General features: G+C 69.5%; 15 protein-coding genes. 6 read left to right on the top strand and 9 right to left on the bottom strand.

All coding sequences use genetic code 11. The annotated features are described in order from the left end of the window. The first annotated feature begins 56 nt into the window (after positions 1 to 56). From ABZX12_RS17335 to ABZX12_RS17325, 3 genes are all read left to right on the top strand, one after another. Entirely contained in the window at positions 57 to 383 is a 327-nt protein-coding gene (locus ABZX12_RS17335; protein ID WP_355694303.1) for a hypothetical protein, read from the top strand. Positions 384 to 494: 111 nt separating this feature from the next. Continuing rightward, positions 495 to 1,016, top strand: coding sequence for a DinB family protein (locus ABZX12_RS17330; protein ID WP_355694138.1), 522 nt, complete (start codon positions 495 to 497; stop codon positions 1,014 to 1,016). Between the two features lie 76 nt (positions 1,017 to 1,092). Then, on the top strand, positions 1,093 to 1,719 hold the full coding sequence (locus ABZX12_RS17325; RefSeq protein ID WP_355694137.1) for a TetR/AcrR family transcriptional regulator: 627 nt from the start codon (positions 1,093 to 1,095) through the stop codon (positions 1,717 to 1,719). Between the two features lie 3 nt (positions 1,720 to 1,722). On the opposite strand, the gene ABZX12_RS17320 is transcribed toward ABZX12_RS17325, so the two are convergent. After that, positions 1,723 to 4,965, bottom strand: coding sequence for a BTAD domain-containing putative transcriptional regulator (locus tag ABZX12_RS17320; RefSeq protein WP_355694135.1), 3,243 nt, complete (start codon positions 4,963 to 4,965; stop codon positions 1,723 to 1,725). 85 nt (positions 4,966 to 5,050) lie between these two features. Here ABZX12_RS17320 and ABZX12_RS17315 point away from each other — a divergent pair, with 85 nt between their 5' ends. After that, the gene (locus tag ABZX12_RS17315; protein ID WP_355694134.1) at positions 5,051 to 6,403 is read left to right on the top strand and encodes a serine hydrolase domain-containing protein; all 1,353 of its coding nucleotides are present in this window, start codon (positions 5,051 to 5,053) and stop codon (positions 6,401 to 6,403) included. On the opposite strand, the gene ABZX12_RS17310 is transcribed toward ABZX12_RS17315, so the two are convergent. From ABZX12_RS17310 to ABZX12_RS17290, 5 genes are all read right to left on the bottom strand, one after another. Then, on the bottom strand, positions 6,400 to 6,843 hold the full coding sequence (locus ABZX12_RS17310) for a VOC family protein (protein ID WP_355694133.1): 444 nt from the start codon (positions 6,841 to 6,843) through the stop codon (positions 6,400 to 6,402). The two genes, ABZX12_RS17315 and ABZX12_RS17310, sit on opposite strands and share 4 nt — an antisense overlap. Positions 6,844 to 6,894: 51 nt before the next feature. Further along, positions 6,895 to 7,707: an ABC transporter permease gene (locus ABZX12_RS17305; RefSeq protein WP_355694132.1), complete on the bottom strand. Its 813-nt coding sequence runs from the start codon at positions 7,705 to 7,707 to the stop codon at positions 6,895 to 6,897. Continuing rightward, a complete protein-coding gene (locus ABZX12_RS17300; RefSeq protein ID WP_355694130.1) occupies positions 7,704 to 8,684 on the bottom strand; it encodes an ATP-binding cassette domain-containing protein in 981 nt (326 codons plus the stop codon). Before ABZX12_RS17300 ends, ABZX12_RS17305 begins: the two co-directional genes overlap by 4 nt. An 88-nt stretch (positions 8,685 to 8,772) precedes the next feature. Beyond that, positions 8,773 to 10,089 (bottom strand): MFS transporter, encoded by a 1,317-nt coding sequence (locus tag ABZX12_RS17295; RefSeq protein WP_355694128.1) that lies wholly within the window; start codon positions 10,087 to 10,089, stop codon positions 8,773 to 8,775. Then, on the bottom strand, positions 10,086 to 10,817 hold the full coding sequence (locus ABZX12_RS17290; RefSeq protein ID WP_355694126.1) for a GntR family transcriptional regulator: 732 nt from the start codon (positions 10,815 to 10,817) through the stop codon (positions 10,086 to 10,088). Before ABZX12_RS17290 ends, ABZX12_RS17295 begins: the two co-directional genes overlap by 4 nt. 255 nt (positions 10,818 to 11,072) lie before the next feature. Between ABZX12_RS17290 and ABZX12_RS17285 the strand changes: the two genes are divergently transcribed. Next, entirely contained in the window at positions 11,073 to 12,482 is a 1,410-nt protein-coding gene (locus ABZX12_RS17285; RefSeq protein ID WP_355694125.1) for a S8 family serine peptidase, read from the top strand. A 553-nt stretch (positions 12,483 to 13,035) separates the two neighbouring features. Here ABZX12_RS17285 and ABZX12_RS17280 read toward each other — a convergent pair. Next, positions 13,036 to 13,866, bottom strand: coding sequence for a DMT family transporter (locus tag ABZX12_RS17280; RefSeq protein ID WP_355694123.1), 831 nt, complete (start codon positions 13,864 to 13,866; stop codon positions 13,036 to 13,038). A 125-nt stretch (positions 13,867 to 13,991) separates the two neighbouring features. On the opposite strand from ABZX12_RS17280, the gene ABZX12_RS17275 reads away from it, so the two are divergent. Further along, entirely contained in the window at positions 13,992 to 14,402 is a 411-nt protein-coding gene (locus ABZX12_RS17275) for a hypothetical protein (protein ID WP_355694121.1), read from the top strand. On the opposite strand, the gene ABZX12_RS17270 is transcribed toward ABZX12_RS17275, so the two are convergent. Together ABZX12_RS17270 and ABZX12_RS17265 are read right to left on the bottom strand one after the other, a co-directional pair. Next, positions 14,385 to 15,341 (bottom strand): NAD-dependent epimerase/dehydratase family protein, encoded by a 957-nt coding sequence (locus ABZX12_RS17270; RefSeq protein WP_355694119.1) that lies wholly within the window; start codon positions 15,339 to 15,341, stop codon positions 14,385 to 14,387. The two genes, ABZX12_RS17275 and ABZX12_RS17270, sit on opposite strands and share 18 nt — an antisense overlap. After that, positions 15,338 to 15,766 (bottom strand): MerR family transcriptional regulator, encoded by a 429-nt coding sequence (locus ABZX12_RS17265; RefSeq protein WP_355694117.1) that lies wholly within the window; start codon positions 15,764 to 15,766, stop codon positions 15,338 to 15,340. The genes ABZX12_RS17270 and ABZX12_RS17265 overlap by 4 nt, the downstream gene beginning before the upstream one ends. Positions 15,767 to 15,791: the final 25 nt, after the last annotated feature.

Raw genomic sequence — 15,791 nt, 5'->3', positions numbered from 1 at the left:
CCTGGAGCGACCTCACCCGCCTGCTCCCCGGCACCGCGCGCCCCGGCCTGCGCCGGATGGAGAAGATCACCGGCCGCACCGACGACATGATGATCGTCCGCGGTGTGAACGTCTTCCCCACCCAGATCGAGGAGCAGATCCTCCTGGTCGAAGGCCTCACCCCGCACTACCTCTGCGTCCTGACCCGCCCCCACCGCCTCGACGAACTCACGGTCCAGGTGGAAGCGGCCCCCGACCTCACCGACCGCACCACCGCCGCCACAGCCCTCGCTCGCCGCATCAAGGATCGAGTAGGGGTCACCGCCGCCGTCGAGGTCGTCGACCCGCACGCCCTCGAACGCTCCCTGGGCAAGGCCAAGCGCATCCGGGACGACCGCCACTAGCGGCGGGTCAGCCGAGCATCCCCGCAAGCCGACCTTGAGCCCTCACCGACCATTCCGGGCCGCCGTAAATGGTTGGTCGGTGCACAAAGTCCAGCGGTACGGTGCGCACATATGACTCGAGTAGAACGGCCGCCGCTGACTGCGGACGAGCGCACACAGTTGATCGGATGGCTCGACCTGCAGCGGTCCTTCGTCCGGATGAAATGCACCGGGCTCAGCGCGGAAGATGCCCACCGCAAAGTCCTGCCGACCTCGCCGCTGATGACACCGGCCGGACTGGTCGCGCACCTGCGCTGGGTCGAGTACACCTGGTTCCAGATGGGGATCGCCGGCGTCCCGGACACCGGCCAGACGCCGTGGACCGAGGACGGGCACGTCGACGCGGAGATGTTCGTCGACGACGTACCGATCGCGCAGTTGCTGGACGAGTACGACGAGGAGTGCCGTCGCTCGAACGCCACCATCGCCGACCTCTCCCTCGACGTCGTCGAGCGCGGCCGCCCCGCGGAGGAGGCCGCGTCACTGCGGTTCGCGCTGTGCCACATGATCGAGGAGACCGCGCGGCACGTCGGCCACCTGGACATCATCCGGGAGCTGATCGACGGGGTGAAGGGCTACACCGAACCGGAGTGACGCAACCCGGTTACGCCCGCGCCGAGGGGTGGATAGGATGTCCGGCATCTGGCACGGGGTAGCGACAAGAGGTGTGATGAGGGAACCCTCCGTACGCCGTTATTCCGGGCGGTCAGTCGAGGAGTGGAAGGCCGCGCGCCGGGAACGGCTACTGGCCGCCGCGCTCGAACTCTTCGGGACCGAAGGATATCCGGCGACATCCGTGGAACGCCTGTGCACACAGGCGAAAGTGTCCACCCGGCACTTCTACCACGAGTTCCAGAACAAGGAGGCCGTGCTGCTCGCGGTGCACGCGCAGGTGATCGAGCTGGCGGTCCGGAGCACCGGCGACGCACTCCGCCGGACCGCGGACCGGCCCGTCCGAGAGCGGATCGCGGCGGCCGTCGACTCGTACCTGCGGACGATCATGAGCGACCTCCGGCGGGCCCGGATCTCGTTCGTCGAGGTGGTCGGCGCGAGCCCCGCAGTCGAGGAGCAGCGGATCGCGTTCCGCGACCTGCTGATCAGGAACGTCCGGGACCTCGGCGACACCGCGGTCGAGCGCGGCGAGATCAAGCGCAAGGACTTCCGGTTCCTCGCACTGGCATTCTTCGGCGCCGTCAACGCGGTCGTCCACGACTGGATGCTCACCGAGCCCCGGCCGCCGGAGCAGAAGGTCCAGAACTCACTGCGCGACCTCGCGGTTCAGCTCATCACTGCTTAGGGCCTAGTCGGTGTAACGCTTTCGCAGTTCGGCGATCGCGTCGGCGCGGGTCAGGGCGGCGCCGTCGCCGTACGCCGTCTCGTACTGTTCGTTGCCGAGGGCATCACGCAGGCCGTCGACGAGTCGCCGGACGTCGGCGTCGGGGATCGCGCGCGTGCCCTTCAGAGCAGCGGCGAGACCGAGAGCGCGAGCGGCCGCCGTCAGCTCGACGGTGCGGGTGCCGGCGGCCAGCACCAACGCGTCCACCGTGTTCTCGAGGACGCCCGCCACGACCGGCATGTCGTCCGTGGTGAGTGCCAGCTGGACCGCCTCGCGACCGCGCCTCAGCGCCCCCTCGATGTCGCCGGTCGACGCGTAGATCCGGCTCAGCTGCGAGAGCAGCGCGGCCTGACCGTGCGGTGCGACCCGCTCCGCAGCAATGTCGAGCATCGAATAGCCGCGCTCCGCGAGCTCCTTCGCCTCGTCGAAGCGGCCGGTGCGGTGCGCGAGTCGCGCGAGTCCCATCAGCGCCATCGACTGGCTGCCGCGCGAGCCGGTCTCCTCGGACAGCTGCATGGCACGCTCCAGATCGGCCCGCGCGTCGTCGTACTCGCCGAGCTCGATCCGGCTCATTGCGCTACTGCCGAGCAGTTGGGCAACGCCTTCCGTCGTACCGAGCTCCTCGACGAGCCGCAGCGCCTCGGTCAGCGACTCCAGCGCCTCGGCGTGCTCCCCGTGGCCGGCCTGGTAGCCCGCGAGGCCGCGCAGCGCCATCGACATACCGAACCGGTCGCCGAGCTCGCGGAAGCCGTCGAGCGCGACGGTCAGGTTGACCGCCATCTCCTCGATCTCGCCTTCGTTCTCGCGGAACATCGCGCCGCACATCACGCCCATGTTCCGGATCCAGGGATCCGGGTGCCGGCCGGCGGCCTCGAGCTCGGCGAAGCAGGTCGCCTTGTCCCGCCGGATCGCCGCCCACACCGCGTTGGTGAACAGGCCGATGCCGGAGTCGACGAGCATCCGGTGCCGACGGGTCATCCAGCGGACCGTCGCGAGTCCACGGATCATCTGCTGGAAGGACGTCGCCGGGTCCTCCTCGGTGGACATCCGGCCGAGCGCGAGCAGGTACAGCGCCTCGGCCCTGTCCAGCGGAACGGTCGGGCCGGGGACGGCGAGGGCGGCCTGCATCCAGCTCACCGCTTCGGCGGGGCGGCCGCTCATCGTCCAGTACTCACCGAGCACGGCGACCATCTGGACGGCGACCCGTGCCGAGCCGACGTCGATCGCCGTCCGCAGGGCGTCGAGCAGGTTCTCGTTGTCGGCGGTCAGGCGGGCAATCCACTCGATCTGCTCACCGGTCCGCAGCTTCGGTCGCGCCTGCCGCAGCATGCGGCTGAAGTAGGTCCGGTGCGCGTGGCGGAAGCGCTCGGACTCACCGGAGGCCTTCAGCTGCTCGGCGCCGTACGCACGGACCGTCTCCAGCATTCGATAGCGCACGGACCGCTCGTCTGCGGCCGCCTCGACCAGTGACTTGTCCACCAGGGACGCGAGCACCCCGAGCACGGACTCGGCGGGGATGCTCTCGTCGCTGCAGATCTGCTCCGCGGCCTCGAGCGTCGCACCGCCCGAGAACAGTGAGAGTCGCCGGGCGACGGCCTGCTCGTCCGGGTCCAGCAGGTCCCAGCTCCATTCCACTACCGCACGCAGGGTCTGGTGGCGCGGCAGGGCGGTCCGGGAGCCGCTGGTCAGGAGCCGGAACCGGTCCGCGAGCCGGTCCACGATCTGCGGCGGGGTCAGCGCCCGCAGCCGGGCCGCCGCGAGCTCGATCGCCAGCGGCATACCGTCCAGCCGCCGGCAGATCTCCGCGACCGCCTCCCGGTTGGCGTCGGTCAGCTGGAAGTCAGGACGTACGGCGCGGGCGCGGTCAACGAACAGCTGCACGGCCGGGTACTCGTCGGCGGCTGCGTCCTCCGGGGGCATCCCGAGGGGACCTACCGGATGCAGGTGCTCGCCGGGGATGCTCAGCGGCTCGCGACTGGTGGTCAGCACCCGTAGCCGCGGGCAGGACGCGAGGAGCGAGTCGACAAGTCCGGCGACCTCGTGAACCAGGTGCTCGCAGTTGTCGAAGACGAGCAGGATGCGCCGGTCACCGATGACCTCGACGAGTCGCAGGGTCGCTGCGCGGCTGGTCGGGATGTGCTTCGGCGCAAGGCGCGCCGGGGCCATGTCGACGTACTCGCTGGCACCCAGCGTGGACAGGACGGTGGGCGCCACATCAGCCGCGTCACCGAGCGGCGCAAGCTCTACGAACCAGATGCCATCGCCGGACTGGCCTACCAGCGAGCGCCCGGTCTCGGTGGCCAGTCTGGTCTTTCCGGCACCCCCTGGTCCGACCATTGTCACCAAGCGGGTCCCGTTGCTCAGCAGACGCGTCAGCTCGGCCACGTCCTCCCGGCGGCCGACAAAGCTGGTCAACGGAGCACGCAGGTTGCTGCGGGGCGCTACGGGCGCCGGCACGGCGGCGGTCTTCGCAGCCGGGTCTACTGCGTCGCCACGTAGTACAGAGACGTGGAGATCGCGCAGACGTGTGCCGGGGTCAGCGCCCAACTCGTCGGCCAGGGTGGTGCGAATACGTTCGTACGCCGCCAGGGCCTCCGCCTGGCGACCGTCGGCGTACAAGGAGCGGATCAGAAGCTCGTGGACGCGCTCGCGGAGCGGATGGGTGACAGCCAGATGCTCCAGGTCGCTGGTCAGGTCGCGGGCACGGCCGGAACTGACCGCAGCCTCGGCCAGGTCCTCCGACGCGGCCAGGCGCAGCTCCGCGAGCCGGTCCGCCTCGACCGCGGCGAACGGCAGGTCACGGAGGTCGGTCAGGGCGTCGCCGCGCCACAGCTTGTCGGCCTGGGTCAGGAGCGTGTGCGCCTGCTCCGGGTCGGACGTGAGCAGCGCGCGCCCTCGCCGTACCAGCTCTTCGAACTGGAGGGCGTCGACGCAGTCCGGTCCCAGCGTCAGGGTGTAGCCGGCGGGGCCGGACTGGACGGAGACGCTCGACTCGGTGGCCGGCAGACTCGCCCGCAGGCGCGACACGAGGGACTGCAGAGCGTTCGCGCTCGGGGCCTCGCTGCCCCACAGTCCGTCGACCAGGGTCTCGACGCTCACCGGCCGTCCGGCGCTCAACGCCAACCGCGCGAGCAGCCCGCGCAGGCGGACGCCGCGGATGTCGAGCGGAGTCCCATCGGCCGCCCACATCGCGAGAGGCCCAAGCACCGCTATGCGCACCCCACCAGCCTCGCACATCCAGCCGACCAAACACCCGTGCCTTTTGTCATCTGGCGGCTTAAGGTCGGGGGTCGTGACTGAAATCGCCGCGCAGACCCAGGTCGCGCTCTCCAGAATCGTCGCTGAACGTCAATCCAAGGGCAGGGTGCCGGGCGTGGTGGGCGCTGTTGCCCGCGCCGGTTCGCTGGCCTGGTCTGCCGGGATCGGATCGGCGGACTTGGACAAGCCCGGTGTTCCGCCGACCGCGGACACCCAGTTCCTGATCGCGTCGCAGAGCAAGACGCTGACCGCGGTGGCGATCATGGCGCTGCGCGACGAGGGCAAGCTCAGCCTCGACGACACGATCGAGAAGCTGATCCCGGACAGCACGCACGAGGGCATCACCGTGCGGCAGATGCTCAGCCACGCCAGCGGCATGCAGCGCGAGCCGGTCGGCGACGTGTGGGACCTGATGAAGTTCCCGTCCCGGGAGGAACTGGTGCCGGGCTGGAACGCGGCGGAGCGGATCGGCAAGCCGCACCACCGCTTCCACTACTCCAACCTGGTGTTCTCGCTGCTCGGCGAGATCGTCGCGCGGCTCGACGGCCGGTCCTGGTACGACGCGGTCAAGGCGCGGATCCTGGACCCGCTGGAGATGCGCCGGACCACGGTCGGGATGGACGGCGGGCCGGCGCAGACCGGGTACTACGTACCGCCGTGGTCCGACGTACCGGTGCGCGAGCCGTTGCTGGACATCGGCGCGATGGACGCCTGCGGCGGGCTGGCGTCGACCGCCGAGGACCTGGCGAAATGGGCCATGTTCGTCGCGAACCCGGTCGACGAGGTGCTGTCGAAGGACACCCTCGACGAGATGTGCCAGGTGCAGATCATGGCCGACGTGGACCGCTGGCAGCTCGCCTTCGGGCTCGGGTTCATGCTGCTGCGCCGCGGCGACCGGCTGTTCGTCGGCCACGACGGTGGCATGCCGGGCCACATCACCTCGACCTTCGTCGACCGCTCGTCCGGTACGGCGGGAATCGCGCTGTTCGGTTCCACGTCGTCGCCGGCGCCAAGCGCGCTGGCCACCGACCTGATCATCAAGGTCCTGGAGGACGACCCGCTGCCGCCGGAGGCCTGGGTCCCCGGCACCTCGGTCCCCGACGAGCTGTCCGGCGTCCTCGGCACCTGGTTCTCCGAGGGCTCGCCGTTCGTGTTCTCGGTGAAGCAGGGCGTCCTGGAGGCGAAATCCCCGGCCGCCGCCGAGTACCAGTCCCCCGCCGTCTTCGAGCGTCTGTCCGAGGACGTCTACCGCACCGTCTCCGGCCGCGAGACCGGCGAGCTGCTGCGGATCACCCGGGATCCGGCCGGCCATCCCACAAAGTTGCACTGGGCAACTTACCTCTGCACCCGTGAGCCGTTGTCCTTCGGCGAACTCAGCGACGTCTAGACCACGCAGAAGTCGTTGCCTTCAGGGTCTGCCATCCAGAGGTGGTCGAGCTCGGTCGAGTTGTCCATCAGGACTTCCCGGACCACGGTGGCGCCGACTTTGGTGAGGGTTTCCGCGGTGGCGCGAATGCGTTGCTCGCGGAGGTCTTGCGGCTCGGCACGGCCGCCGGCCACCTGGAGGTCGAGGTGCAGGCGGTTCTTGACCGTGCGCGGCTCGGGGACCTTGAGGAAGGAGATGGACGGCAGCACACCGTCGGGATCGGAGATCGAGGCGCCGTCGCCCCACTCCTCCTCGGGAACCTTCAGGTCAGTGAACCAGGCCTCCCAGGTGTCCCAGCCCGGCGGCGGATCCGACTCCGTGTAGCCGAGCGCCGTGCACCAGAAGCGCGCGACCAGCGCCGGATCGGCACAGTCGATGGTGAGCGTCCAGTTGGTCGTCATACGACCACTCTGGCGCTCACCACCGACATTCGCTGAGATCAGGTACGGCGATCAGGTACGGCGGCGATAGGCGCGGATCGCCAGCGGGGCGAAGAACGCGACCAGGCCGACCATCCAGGCCAGCGTGATCAGCAGCGGCTTCTCGATCGGGCCGCCGAGCATCAGGCCGCGCATCGTGTCGACCAGGTACTTGACCGGGTTGACCTTCACGAACGCCTGCAGGAAGCCGGGCAGCGTGTCGGTCTGGACGAACACGTTGCTGCCGAAGGTGAGCGGGAACATCACCAGGAACGCGACGCCCTGCACACCCTGGGCGGTCTTCAGCGACAGGCCGAGCCAAACCCAGATCCAGCACATCGACAGCGCGAAGGCCAGGACGACCACCAGCGCGAGGAGGCCGTACCCGACGCCGTTCTGGAACCGGAAGCCGAGCGCGAACCCGGTCCCCATCAGGATCACGATCGACAACGTGTACCGGACCGCGTCGCCGAGCACCGCGCCGACCAGCGGCGCCACGCGGGCGATCGGCAGCGACCGGAACCGGTCGAACACACCCTTCGCGAAGTCGTCGTTCAGCGCGACGCCGGTGCCCATCGTGGAGAACACGACCGTCTGCACCAGCAGACCGGGCAGCAGGAACGGCAGGTAGTCGCGCCAGCCGGCGCCCTGCGCGATCGCCCCGCCGAACACGAACAGGAACAGCACCAGGAAGATGATCGGCTGGAACGTCACGTCCGCCAGCGCTTCGGGGTTCTGCCGGATCCGTACGACGTTCCGCCAGGCCAGCGTCAGGCTCTGCTGCACCCAGGCGAACGGATTGGCGCGCCTGGCGACGTGCGCCGGCTCGAGTGTTGCGGTGGTCATCGGCCCACTCCTTCCAGGATCTTCTGCTCTTCGGCGGTGTGACCGGTCAGCGCCAGGAACACCTCGTCCAGGCTGGGCAGCCGCAGCGACAGCTCGGTCACCGCGATCCCCGCCTCGTCCAGCCGCCGTACGACGACCGGCATCGACGAGCCGTCCGTCACCGGCACGCTCACCAGCGCGTTGACGACGTCGACGGACGGCCGGGTGCCGACCGACTCGGCGACGATGGCCGCGACCCGCTCGAGATGCGCGGGCTCCGCCGGACGGACGTCCAGCGACTGCTTGCCTGCCTGCGCTTTCAGCTCGGCCGGCCGCCCGTTCGCGACCACGGTGCCCTTGTCGAACACCACGATCGAGTCGGCCAGTGCATCGGCCTCTTCCAGGTACTGCGTGGTGAGCAGGACCGTGGTCCCGTCGAGCACCAGGTTGCGGACCGTCTCCCAGACGCCGTTGCGGGCGTGCGGATCAAGACCGGTCGTGGGCTCGTCCAGGTACAGGATGCTCGGGTTTCCGACCAGGCTCGCGGCCAGGTCGAGCCGGCGGCGCATACCGCCGGAGTACGTCTTCGCGATCCGGTCACCGGCGTCGGTCAGCTCGAACCGCTCCAGCAGCTCGTCCGCCTTGGCGCGGGCCTGCGGCCGCGAGTACCCGAGCAGCCGGCCGATCATGATCAGGTTCCGGCGGCCGGACATGTCCTCGTCGACCGACGCGTACTGCCCGGTCAGGCCGATGATGCCGCGGACCTTGCCCGCGTCCCGGACGACGTCGTACCCGCCGACCGTGGCGTGACCGCCGTCCGGCCGGAGCAGGGTGCCGAGGATGCGGACCGCGGTCGTCTTGCCGGCGCCGTTCGGGCCGAGGACCCCGAGAACGGTGCCGGTCGGCACGCTCAGGTCGACGCCGGCAAGCGCGGTCGTATTGCCATATTTCTTGACCAAGCCGACCGCCTCGATGGCGACCTGGTTCGTTGTGGTCATCGGTTCCTCCCAGTGGACTCACTTCACTGGGATTACCGTGCCGCGGTGCTCTGGCACCGGCCTGGCACTCCGCTGTCAGGCCGCTGTCTCAGCCCTTCAGCGGGACGATCTGGTTGGCGAGGAGCGCCTGGTACGCCTCCGGGTTGTAGCGCGCCAGGTGACCGCGGGCCTTGCGCCGGTACTTGAGGATCTGCCGGGTGCCGATCGCCCACAGCACATACTGGAACGCAAGTGCGAACTTGAAGTCGTCGATCGACTGCGGGGCGCCACCGGACGACGCGTCGAGCAGGACGCCGACCATGCCGATGCAGATCAGCGTGGCGATGAAGCCGCCGGTGTTGACCATCCCGTTGGCCGCACCGAACCGTGTCGTCGGGTTGAAGGTCCGGGCGTAGTCGAGCCCGAGCATCGAGCCCGGTCCGCCGGCAGCTTGTACGACGATCAGCAGCAGGAGCACCGGCAGCGGAGCACGCCCCGGCCAGAGCAGTACGACGGTCCACATGACCACGGAGCCGGCGATCACCGCCAGCACGATCCAGGACCGGTAGAACGGGAACTTGGCGGCATACCGTCCGACCAAGGGTCCGTAGCAGAGGCCGGCCAGCACCGGAATGATCAGCATGGCCGCAGCGGTCGTCGGAGCGAGTCCTTGCCCCTGCACCAGGAACGGGAAGCCCCAGAGCAGGCCGAACGTGCTGCCGGAGAAGCTGGTGGTGAAGTGCGTCCACAGGCCGAGCCGCGTGCCCGGCTCCTTCCAGGCGCGGCGCAGGTTGCGCTTCACCTCGTGCAGCGGCTGCTTGGCGCGGCGGAGCGGCTCGTCGTACGGGGTGTTCTTGACGAGGAACAGGACGAGCAGTCCAGTCACCACGCTCAGCAGGCTCGCGGCGGCGAACGTCGGCGTCCAGCCGAAGGCATGGAAAGCAGCAGCCATCGGCACGGTCGACATGATCGCTCCGAGACCACCGAGCATTCCGGTCGCCTGCGACATCACCGGCTGGCGTAGCGCGGGGAACCACGACATGACCACACGCAGCACGCTGATGAAGACCAGGGCGTCACCCACGCCCAGTACTGCGCGTGCGGCGAGCGCGGCGGGGTACGAGTCGACCAGGCTGAAGGCTGACTGCGCTACGAAGAGCAGACCGGACGCAGCGATCAGCAGACGCTTGGAGCCGTACCGATCGAGCAGCACGCCCACCGGCACCTGCATCGCGGCGTACACCGTGAGCTGGACGACCGTGAAGCTGGCCAGGGCGGATGCGGAGATGTCGAAGCGCTCGGCGGCCTGCAGTCCGGCGACGCTCATCGAGCCGCGGTGCAGCACCGTCACGAGGTACGTCAGGACAGCAGTGGCCCACACCGCCCAGGCTCGCCGTCCGCCCAGGGGGAAGAGAAGTTCGGTCACCGAGTGCCCCGCAGATCTGTCGCGGCCTCGGCGATATGAGCGACGACGAGCTCGCGGAAGCGTTTGACGCTGTTGCCGCCGAGCGCGTCGATCATCTCCTGGTGCGCGCTGATCGACTTGTCCATCCGGGCCGGCTGCACCTCGATACCGGGCACGCCCATCCGGACCTGCCGGTCCCGCAGGCTGTTGTAGAGCTTGGCGAGGATCTGGTTGCCGGCGGCACCGACGATGGCCTCGTGGAACGCGCGGTCCGCCTCCAGGAAGCTCTTCGCGTCCCCGGTCCTGCGACAAGCGCGCATCTCGTCGACGCGCTGCGTCAGGGTCTCGATCAGCTGCTTGCGGCGCGGCCACACCTTGGCGGCGGCGTGCGTCTCGATCAGCTCGCGGGCCTCGAGGACGTCCTCGATCTCCTGCGGCAGCACCGGGAGGACGAGCGCGCCCTTCTTCGGGTACAGCTTGACGAGGCCGGACTCCTCCAGGCGCAGCAGCGCCTCGCGCACCGGCGTACGGGAGACGCCGACCGCCGTCGCGAGCTCACCCTCGGTGAGCAACTCGCCGCCGGGATACGCCCGGTCCAGGATCGCGGCCTTCACGTACGCATACACGCGCTCGGCCGCGGGGATCTTCTCCACCCCCGGCGCCGCCTCGACGACCACGCGAGCGATCTCCGCGGTCTCGTCACCCAACACCAACGCGTCCGGCGCCTGCACCGGCTCCCCGCTTGCCACTGAACTCCCACCCATACGACTCGTATCTGTGTTGCATCTATCTTACACACACAGGTAATCCACCGCGGCCGGCCGATATTCCCCAGCTTGTCCACGAGTTATCCACAGGCAGATCCACAGGATGTGGGCAACGGAGCGTCATGCAGGGTTTCCCTAGCGTTGTGGATGAACGACTCCGCCGATCGGCGATTCGTCCTAGAGTCTCGGGTTACCGGCCTGGGCCCGTCCGCCTGGGCGTTGCCCTGAGGAGGCACCTTGTCCCGAACGTCCCGTCCCCGCCGGCTGGCGGCCGGCCTGTCCGCCGCCGCGCTGGCGTGCGTGTCCCTGGCCGCCGCGACCGAAGCCACCGCCGCCACGGCCGGCGCCACCGCGGCCGGTCCGCTGATGAACTACGTGGTCAACACGAAGGCCACGCCGGGTCACGTCCGCAAGGCCGAGGACGCGGTCAAGGACGCCGGCGGCACCGTGCTGACGTCGTACCGGCAATTCGGTGTGGTCGTCGCGCAGTCGACCAACCCCAACTTCCGGACCGACATCCGCGCAACGCACAACGGGCGTGAGGTGCAGTCCGTCGGCGCCACCCGGACCGCCGCGGTCAGCGAAGGCCCCGGCGGGCTGAACGGCATCGACGACGCCGAGGCGACCCCCGTCCTCGACCCGCGCGAGGGCGAGCAGTGGGACATGGTCCAGATCAAGGCGGACCAGGCGCACGCGGTCACCGACGGTTCCCGGAGCGTCCTGGTCGGCATCAACGACAGCGGCGTCGACGACACCCACCCCGACCTCGCGCCGAACTTCGACGCCGCCGACTCGGTCAGCTGCGTGGACAACGGCGTGCCGGACACCACCACCGGCGCGTGGCGGCCGACGACCAGCTCGCACGGCACCCACGTCGCCGGCACGGTCGCGGCGGCCCGCAACGGCGTCGGCATCGTCGGCGTCGCGCCGGGCGTACGGATCGCGTCCGTCAAGGTCGTGAACGACGACGGCTTCATCTACCCCGAGTACTCGATCTGCGGGATCGTGTGGGCCGCGCAGCACAACATGGCCGTGACGAACCACAGCTACTTCATCGACCCGTTCGAGTTCTGGTGCAAGGACAACGGCGACCAGGGCGCCGTACAGGAAGCCGTCCGGCGCGCGTACGCGTGGGCGACCGACCAGGGCACGCTGTCGGTCGCGGCCGCCGGCAACTCGAACTACGACCTGTCCAACAAGACCACGGACAGCAACAGCCCGAACGACACGACCTCCGTCACGCGGACGATCAACAACGACTGCCTCGACATGCCGACCGAGCTGCCCGGCGTCATCACCGTCGCCAGCACCACTCAGGCCCGCGCGAAGAGCAGCTTCTCCAACTTCGGCCTGAACAAGATCGACGTCGCCGCCCCCGGCAGCTCGATCCTGTCCACCCTCCCCGGCAACCGCTACGGCCTCGCCAGCGGTACGTCGATGGCCTCGCCGCACGTCACCGGCGTCGCGGCCCTGATGAAGTCCACCCACCCGTGGTGGGGCCCGCGCGACATCGAACGAGCCCTCCACCACGAAGCCGACGACACTGCCTGCCCCACCACCCCCGACCCCCGCTGCACTGGCACCACCACCAACAACGCCTTCTACGGCGAAGGCATCACCGACGCCCTCGACGCCGTAACCCCCTGATCCGAGCGGGGGTCCCCCGCCCGGGACCCCCGCTCACACTTACCCCGCAGGTGGAATCAGCCCCACGCGCCGACTACGCACGACTCCTTCGTCGCCGCGCTGCGCGCTGCCGCCTGCCTTCTGCTCGCTGGCGCCCGCGGCACGGCTGGATGCTTCGTGAGGTGAATGTAGGTGGCGCCCCGGGGGGACCGCAGAGACTCAGGATCGTCCTAGCGATCGTGGCGGAGGCGGCGGGTCGACCACGCGTTGTGGGCCTCCGCGGTCGCGGGTGTACTTCTCGTAGTCCACGAAGTGGCGGCGTCGGCTGAGATAGTGCGGGTAATGCTCGAAGTGCCAGCGGCACCCTTCAATGAATTCTTGGTGGTCGTCCAAGCCGAGCCGCGTGCACAGGCGGGAGAACTCCTCCAGCCCCGCCAACATCTCGTGACACTCGGAGGCGGTGGCAGCATGTGGCCCGCCGAGAACGCCGGCCGGCAGTTCGTGCACCGCGTAGGTAAGCCAATCGCGGTCACGCCAGTAGCGATCGCGATCAGTCTCTGCGCTCACCGCCTGATCAGCCCGTGGTGATCAGGATGATGCCGGCGACTACTACGGCTGCGGCGGCGGCTCGTTTGGGGCCGAAGCGTTCGTGGAAGAAGAGGGCGCCGATGATGGCGCCGAAGATGATGCTGGTTTCGCGGAGGGCGGCGATGGCGGCTAGGGTGCCGCGGGTTTGGGCCCAGAGGACGAGGCCGTAGGCCGCCATCGAGACGACGCCGCCGGAGAGGCCGGAGAGGATCGCGGGGCGGGGCAGGTCGAAGGCGCGCGGGCCGCGCCAGGCCAGGACCGCGAGCGGGATCGCGAAGCCTTGCAGCATGAAGACCCAGCCCATGTAGGTCGCCACCGGCATCTTGTGGACGGCGACCCCGTCGACGACCGTGTACGACGCGATCATCAGCCCCGTGCCGATGGCCGCGAACAACGCCGGGACCTGACCACGCCCCGGCCGCCCGATGAAGACCAGCGCGATCAGACCTGCCGACACGAGGAGTACGCCGGCCAACTCCAGCACAGCCAGCGTTTGGTGCAGTACGACGATCGACACCACAGCCACGACCCACGGCGACGTACCGCGGGCCAACGGATACATCTGGCTGAACTGCCCCAGCTGGTACGACGCCAGCAGCCCACCCAGATACGCGACGTGCAACAACGCCGACGCGATGATGTATCCCCAAGTCCCGGCCGGCGGCAATCCCATCACCAGCACCGCGACGAGCCCGATCACCCCGGCCGCGAGCTCGAACAACGCCAGCCCGGCCACCCGATCCGGCGCCCCGTGAGCCATCGCGTTCCACGTCGCATGCAGAACCGCCGCCCCGAGCACCACCAGGATCACCAGCACCGCCCCACCTTCTCACCGGCCGGCGGACGAGGTCAGGTGGATTAGGCCCTGCGCGGTACCGAACGACAGGTAGTGCACTCGAATACGCCGTACACACAACCAGCCCTCACGCTCAGGTGCACTAGGTGCCGACCGAGCACGACCTGTCCGCCGGTACCGATGACAGCAGCCAAGGGCAAACCCTTCATCATGGCTGGGTGGAGATCTCGGCCGAGCATCGTCTGTATGACGCGGCGGCGCGTTGCCCCGCGGATCCGCACTGGGCCGACGCCGCACGTCCGATCGAAGCCGCCACGCAGGCGCTTGTGGACGGACTCGACTCGCCCGCCCTGGTGTCGCTGGTCGTCGAAGCCGAGAAGTTCCAGGTCTTCCTCCGCTTCCCGATCAAGGAGCCGGAGCGGCTTGCCGACGAGATACTGCGTACTCTTCGGCAGCCGCCCGGACGCTGGCGGGCAACGTTCCACTCGATGGTGGCCGGTCGCCGCGGCCGCCCGTCCATGGCCGGCCGGCGGTGGCGTTCAGAGGACGTCTGGTGACCACAGGCCGAGGTCGCGCAGGCTCTCAGCGGTTTCGGTGATGGTGGTTTCGACGTCGCGAGGCTGCCAGCCGAGGGCGCGGGCGCGGTCGTTGTGGATGATCGGGCGGGGCAGATCCGGCCCTGGCGCTTCTTCCACAGGAGTCGCGACGCCGAGGCTGCGGTGCAGTATCCGGGCGATCTCGAGGAAGCTGACCGTCGGACCGTTGGCGACGGCGAGGTAGCGGTTGCCTGCGGCGTCGGGTGCGGCCATCGCACGGACGTGCAGGTCGGCCACGTCGCGGACGTCGACCACGCCGAAGCGGGCCCGCGGGACGACGTCCAGTGACCCGTCGAGCATCATCTTGATCAGCTGGGTCGACGAGCGCAGGTCGGCGGTGAGCGTCGGTCCGAAGATGCCGGTCGGGTTGACGACGACCAGTTCGGTGGAACCGTCACGCATCAGGTCCCACGCGACGCGCTCGGCGATCGCCTTCGAGCGCGGGTACGGCGCGAGCCCCGGCGTCTCGGGATCCGTCCAGTCCGCCTCGGTGAATTCGGCCCCGGGCTTCGGCGTGTACCCGACCGCGGCGAACGAGGAGGTCAGCACGACCCGCCGCGCGCCGGCGTCCCGCGCCGCCCGCAGCACGCGCAGCGTCCCCTCGCGCGCCGGGACGATCAGCTCGTCCGGATCCTCGGGCTGGGCGACCGGGATCGGCGAGGCGACGTGATGGATCTCCGCACAGCCGTCGACCGCGGCCTTCCAGCCGTCGTCCGACATCAGGTCCGCCTCGACGAATTCCAGGCCCGCGTCGTCGGCGCCACCACGCCGTACGGCCGCCCGCACCGAGGTGGAGCGGGCCGCCGAGCGCACCGTCGTACGGACCGAGTGCCCGTCACGCAGGAGCCGCGCGATCAGGTGTGTCGCCAGGTATCCGGAACCACCCGTGACCAGGATCATCGCAGCTCACCCACCACGGGCACGAGCCGGCGGATCGCCTCGGCCTCAGCGGATTCGTCGCCGCGATCACGGGCGTCCCAGAGCTCGGCCTTCCCGCGCAGATACGCGAGCCGGACGCGCTGGGCCGCGATCTCGGCCTCGATCCGTTCCGCGTGCCGCAGCAGCAGATCGCGCTGCTCAGCCGCGGCCTCCCGCCCACGCGAGCGATTGGCAAGGTACGTCCGCATGTCCTCGATGCTGACGCCGGCCGCGCGCAGACAGGCCAGTGCTTCGAGCGTGTCGACGTCCGTACTGCGGTAGCGCCGATGCCCGCTGCTCTCGTCCCGGCCGATCGGGCCGACCAGCCCGACGTCCTCGTAGTACCGCAGCGTCGGCTCGCTCAGCCCGCTGCGGCGCGCGACCTCTTGGATGGTGAAGCTCGTCATGCCGTCCACGCTCACACACTTCAAG

Source organism: Kribbella sp. NPDC003505 (genome assembly GCF_040610875.1).
Lineage (GTDB): Bacteria > Actinomycetota > Actinomycetes > Propionibacteriales > Kribbellaceae > Kribbella.
Note: the sequence above shows the minus strand (reverse complement) of the source record. Positions and strands in the feature narration are given on the sequence as shown.

Bases quoted from the DNA above. Each gene is read 5' to 3' on its own strand.
- ABZX12_RS17335 (WP_355694303.1), top strand. From the start codon at position 57: ATGGAGAAGATCACCGGCCGCACCGACGACATGATGATCGTCCGCGGT.
- ABZX12_RS17330 (WP_355694138.1), top strand. From the start codon at position 495: ATGACTCGAGTAGAACGGCCGCCGCTGACTGCGGACGAGCGCACACAG.
- ABZX12_RS17325 (WP_355694137.1), top strand. From the start codon at position 1,093: ATGAGGGAACCCTCCGTACGCCGTTATTCCGGGCGGTCAGTCGAGGAG.
- ABZX12_RS17310 (WP_355694133.1), bottom strand. From the start codon at position 6,843: ATGACGACCAACTGGACGCTCACCATCGACTGTGCCGATCCGGCGCTG.
- ABZX12_RS17305 (WP_355694132.1), bottom strand. From the start codon at position 7,707: ATGACCACCGCAACACTCGAGCCGGCGCACGTCGCCAGGCGCGCCAAT.
- ABZX12_RS17300 (WP_355694130.1), bottom strand. From the start codon at position 8,684: ATGACCACAACGAACCAGGTCGCCATCGAGGCGGTCGGCTTGGTCAAG.
- ABZX12_RS17270 (WP_355694119.1), bottom strand. From the start codon at position 15,341: ATGATCCTGGTCACGGGTGGTTCCGGATACCTGGCGACACACCTGATC.
- ABZX12_RS17265 (WP_355694117.1), bottom strand. From the start codon at position 15,766: ATGACGAGCTTCACCATCCAAGAGGTCGCGCGCCGCAGCGGGCTGAGC.